We start from the raw sequence: 4,769 nt of genomic DNA, 5'->3' as shown, positions 1-4,769 counted from the left end.
AACTGGCCCCTTTTTAAACCGGTGCCTGGCCCGTTTTTATCCCGGTGTTGACAGGAGGGACTTCGCCCTGCGTCCGCGCAAGCAGGCCATGAGCTTACCGCCTGGTAGGGGGCGGCCGCGGACCTTCGGCCACCCGCTGCGATCGCTACTGAGGAGCAGCTGACGCCCGTGGTCTGCTTGGATGGCTCTGTGCTCTTCCTTAGTGATGGGCCGAAGACCTCCGTTGGACGATCGTATGAAGAGTTGGTCGGGTGTTTGAGACAGCCAATCGCGGTATTCTTCGAGAGCCCGAACATAACGTCTTTGGCCGGCGTCAGACGCGCAGCTGGCAAGTTCGCTGTATTTCGCCTCGCCGGGCGTTTGATACCATGTCCACACCGATCTGACAAAAGGCGAAAGGAGCCAGCTTGCCACCATTGCCAGAGGCAGCGGCGCCATACTCGCTACCATGCCCGCAGGAAGCAGTGGTGGTGCGCATACAGCTATTGGGAGCAACGATACGCCAGCCATTTCACGCGTTCTAAATGGTTTCTGGATGTTCGAGCGATCGACGCCAGACATGATGAGATCGATCACAGCCTGTCCCAGCAGGTTCAAATGCGTTTCAGTGCGTTCAGCATAGCAGAATGCTACGAAGCCCGTATCGATCGGTTCAAGATGGTCGGCAGTATCCGTCGGCTGCGGCATGGCGGTCAATTCGCGAGGCCCTACCTCTTCCTTACGACTCAGCTTCATTTTGCTCTGCGTACGTCTACCCTGCAATATGAAGCCCATTCATCCATCATCTTACGACGCTTTTGCAAGAGGTTACCACGGCGGTAGGCGGCTTCGACCGGATTGGCGATTGTATGCGCCAAGGCCATTTCGGCGATGTCGCCGTCGAAATCGGTCTCTTCCGATACCCAGTCACGAAAACTGCTGCGGAAGCCATGGGGCACAGCGTCGACCCCGGCATCGCGGCAAATCTTGGTCAGGGTCATGTCCGACATCGGTTTGGCGTGGCGCGTGCCCGGGAACACGAGGTCGTTGTCCTTCTGCTTGTGGACCTTGGCCTTCTTGAGCACCGTTAGCGCAGCATCGGACAGGGGGACGATATGCTCCTGATCGGCTTTCATGCGTGCCGGCGGGATGGTCCAGGTGCGCTCCTCAAGGTTGATCTCGGACCAGAGCGCGCCGCGCACCTCGCCTGAGCGCGCCGCTGTCAGGACCAGAAATTCGAAGGCGAGACGTCCAATGCTCTCGCGCTCGCGCAGTATCGCCATGAAGCCCGGCACCTGCGCATAGGGCAGCGCCCGGTGATGGCTTTTACGCTTGCGGAGCTTCGGCAGGGATTTGTTGAGCGCCGTCATCGGCAAGGGATGCGCGCGATAATTCTTGGCGATCGCCCAATCGATCACCATCGCGATTCGCTGACGCACCCGTCGCGCCGTCTCATTCTTGTCGAGCCATATTGCGATCAGCACATCGCGGACATGCGAGCTTTCGATGTCGCTCACCGCGATGTCGCCGATCTTAGGGAAGGCATAGGCCTCAAGCGAGGTCAGCCACTGGCCCCGGTGCTTCTTGTTCTTCCAGCTCTTTTTGTTCTCGGCATAGACGGCAGCGGCAGCCTCGCGGAAGGTCGGGATGCCTTCGGCCTTCTTCCTCTGAAGGACGGGGTCGATCCCTGCCTCCACCTGCGAGCGGACTTCGGCTGACCGCTGCCGTGCCTGGGCGAGACTCACTTTCTTCGCGCTGCCGAGTCCTATATCCCTGCGGCGGCCATTTTTCTGGACTCGGCAGATCCATGAACGGGCACCAGTCGGGGTGACGTTCAGGAACAGCCCATCGCCGTCATGATGGCGACCCGGCTCAAGCGATCCCCGAAGCATGTTGGCGGTGAGATTGCCCATTTTTCCTTCCCCACACCCTTACCCACACGAAGTTGCAACGGATCGCATCGGAATGCAATAGCCCGAAACACGTCGGACGCATAAAGCCGTTGTTTTTTAATGATTTCGAAGCAGGGAGAAACAGCGAGAAAAGGCCAATTGGCGGAGAGGGTGGGATTCGAACCCACGTTACCGTTGCCGGTAAACCGCATTTCGAGTGCGGCGCATTCGACCACTCTGCCACCTCTCCGCGAGGCCTGGCGCGCGTGAAGCGGCCGCCCGGTCGAAAGGCGGCTGGCGTCAGGAAGCGCGCCCGTTAGCCCAAGGTTTCCGGATTGCCAAGGGGGGCGGGCGCACAAAATGCGGGCATATCTGGCGCAGGCCTGCCAAGCGCGCTTGTTTTGCGCGGACAAAGGTCCATATTGCCGCACATGGAACGTGCTGAGTTCTTCTCGAGCCAGGCCGGACGCACCATCATCGCGCCCCGCCAGACCCGCGCCCGCTTCGGGATCGGCGATGTGGTCCGCCACCGCCTGTTCGCCTTCCGCGGCGTCGTCTTCGACATCGATCCGGTCTTCGCCAACTCGGAAGAGTGGTACCAGTCGATCCCCGAGGACATCCGCCCGCGGCGCGACCAGCCCTTCTACCACCTGCTCGCCGAGAACGAGGATTCGTCCTACGTCGCCTATGTGAGCCAGGGCAATCTTGTCGCCGATGCGGAAGGCGGACCGGTCGACCACCCGACGGTACGCCAGCTGTTCGACAGCTTCAAGGACGGTCGCTACCGGATGCGGGCCTCGCTTACACATTGACAACCTTGCCCTGTTAATGAGCGGGGCGATGAGCGACGCAGGCACCTCCGACACCGCTGCGATGGCCCGGCTGCGCCACGCGCTCGAACGCGAGCTTGGCCCCGGCGAGACGGTCGAATGGCACGGCTGGCAACAGGCACGGGTCGATCCCAGGCATTTCCTTTCCTATGTCTTCGCGGTGCCGTGGACGGCGTTCTCGCTCGCCTGGACCGGCATCGCCACAGCCGCCGTCGCGAGCGGCGGGGCCGAGGATGTCGGGTTTGTCGCCTGGGCTTTCCCGCTGTTCGGCGTGCCCTTCGTCGCGGTCGGCGCGTGGATGCTTTCGCGCCCCTTCGTGCCGCTGTGGGAGCGCGGACGGGTGCTGTATGTCGTCACCGCAAGGCGGGTGCTGAAGCTCGCGATCGGGAGCGATCTTGCCATCGACACCGTCCCCGCCGACCGCGTCGGCCCGGCCCAGCGCCGCGAGCGGGCCGACGGCTCGGGCTGGCTCAGGCTCGCTGTCCGCATCGGGCGCGACAGCGATGGCGACAAGCAGACCGAGTATTTCGACATCGGCCCCGTCGCTGGCGTCGCAGAGGCGGGCGCCGCGATCGACCGGCTCGCCTCCGGCTTCCCGTCGGCAGAAGCAGCTACCGCGCTCAGCTCTTGAGCTTCCAACCGCTACGCAGGAGCGCGTAGACCCCTGCCGCGAGCACCGCGTTCAGCACCAGCAGGCCGAGGCCCGCCGCCGCGACATGCGCGCCATCCCCCATGTCGCTCGCGCCGAGGAAGCCATAGCGGAAGCCCGAGATTACATAGAAGAACGGGTTCAACCGGCTGATCGTCTGGAACACCCCGTGGAGGTTCTCGATCGTGTAGAACGTCCCCGACAGCAGCGAGAGCGGGGCAATGATGAAGTTGGTGACAGCCGCGTTGTGATCGAACTTCTCGGCCCAGATCGAGGTCGCAAGGCCGATGGTGGCGAGCAGCAGCGCGCCCATCAGGCCGAACCACACGATCGCCCACGGATGCGCGGGCGCCAGCGACACGCCCGGCCACAGCGCCATCGCGAGCGCCACCGCAAAGCCCACCAGCACCGCCCGCGTCACCGCGGCGGCAAGGATGCCCGCCATGACCTCGCCGGGCGAGAGCGGGGGCATGAGGTAGTCGATGATCGTCCCCTGGATCTTGCCGCCAAGCAGCGAGAAGGAGGAATTGGCAAAGGCGTTCTGCATCATCGCCATCACGATCAGCCCCGGCGCAACGAAGCTCGCAAACGGCACGCCCAGCACCGCGCGACCCTCGCGGCCCAGCGCGACGGTGAAAATCACCAGAAACAGCAGCGTTGTGAAGGCAGGCGCCCAGATCGTCTGCGTCTGGACCTTGAGAAAACGCCGCACCTCCTTCATATAGAGGGCTGAAAGCCCCACGCGATTGACCCCGATGATCACGGGTTGGCCACGCGGGGTGAACCGGATGCTCCCGCCGGTCTTGTCATCAGCCGTCACATCCGTCACGGGAGCGGCATTGCCGGAGGGGTTTGCAGTTGCGTTGTCAGCCATGGGCATGGTGCCTAGGCTGCGCCCTCGCCGCTGACAAGCATTGGCCTTTGGCACAAGCCCCCGAGCGGCAAAGGAACAGGTAGAACACTATGAGCTGGACAGACGAGCGCATCGCAACGCTCCGCAAGATGTGGGAAGGCGGCGCGACTGCCAGCGAGATCGCCACCGAACTGGGCGGCGTCAGCCGCAACGCGGTGATCGGCAAGGCGCACCGCCTCGGATTGAAGGCGCGTCCCTCGCCGGTGAAGGCGAACGAGAAGAAGAAGCCCGTCGCCGCGCCGGTCGCCAAGAAGCCAGCCGCCTCTGCGCCTGTCGCCGCGCCGCGCCCGCCCGCCGAGGCGCCCGAGCGCTCCGCTCCGCTCGAGGCGGCCGAGCGTCCCGCGCCGCGTGCTGCTGCGCCCGTGCCGCGCGCCGAGCCGGCCGCGGCAGACGCTGCTGCGCCCGCGGCTCCGGCAGAGAACCTCCCCAAGATCGTCTCGGTCGGCCCCGGCGGCTTCCTGCGTCAGGGCCCGGGCGACCAGCAGGCCCCGATCCCCCCTGCCCCG

At 64.2% G+C, this 4,769-nt stretch carries 5 protein-coding genes and 1 tRNA gene; 3 read left to right on the top strand and 3 right to left on the bottom strand.

Features of this window, described 5'->3' with window-relative positions; all coding sequences use genetic code 11:
• Positions 1–731: 731 nt before the first annotated feature.
• Together AX708_RS04250 and AX708_RS04245 are read right to left on the bottom strand one after the other, a co-directional pair.
• A complete protein-coding gene (locus tag AX708_RS04250) occupies positions 732–1,892 on the bottom strand; it encodes an integrase arm-type DNA-binding domain-containing protein (RefSeq protein WP_066110904.1) in 1,161 nt (386 codons plus the stop codon).
• A 139-nt stretch (positions 1,893–2,031) separates the two neighbouring features.
• A tRNA-Ser gene (locus AX708_RS04245) sits at positions 2,032–2,121 on the bottom strand.
• A 181-nt stretch (positions 2,122–2,302) separates the two neighbouring features.
• On the opposite strand from AX708_RS04245, the gene hspQ reads away from it, so the two are divergent.
• Both hspQ and AX708_RS04235 read left to right on the top strand, forming a co-directional pair.
• Complete coding sequence (gene hspQ / locus AX708_RS04240) at positions 2,303–2,683, top strand: heat shock protein HspQ (RefSeq protein ID WP_066533157.1); 381 nt, start codon at positions 2,303–2,305, stop codon at positions 2,681–2,683.
• A gap of 28 nt (positions 2,684–2,711) precedes the next feature.
• On the top strand, positions 2,712–3,332 hold the full coding sequence (locus AX708_RS04235) for a hypothetical protein (RefSeq protein WP_066533159.1): 621 nt from the start codon (positions 2,712–2,714) through the stop codon (positions 3,330–3,332).
• On the opposite strand, the gene AX708_RS04230 is transcribed toward AX708_RS04235, so the two are convergent.
• Positions 3,322–4,230, bottom strand: coding sequence for an ABC transporter permease (locus AX708_RS04230; RefSeq protein WP_082745735.1), 909 nt, complete (start codon positions 4,228–4,230; stop codon positions 3,322–3,324). The two genes, AX708_RS04235 and AX708_RS04230, sit on opposite strands and share 11 nt — an antisense overlap.
• A gap of 83 nt (positions 4,231–4,313) precedes the next feature.
• Between AX708_RS04230 and AX708_RS04225 the strand changes: the two genes are divergently transcribed.
• On the top strand, positions 4,314–4,769 hold a 456-nt coding region (locus AX708_RS04225; RefSeq protein ID WP_233999607.1), incomplete at its 3' end, for a GcrA family cell cycle regulator.

This window comes from Erythrobacter sp. CCH5-A1 (genome assembly GCF_001557115.1).
Classification (GTDB): Bacteria; Pseudomonadota; Alphaproteobacteria; order Sphingomonadales; family Sphingomonadaceae; genus Erythrobacter.
Note: the sequence above shows the minus strand (reverse complement) of the source record. Positions and strands in the feature narration are given on the sequence as shown.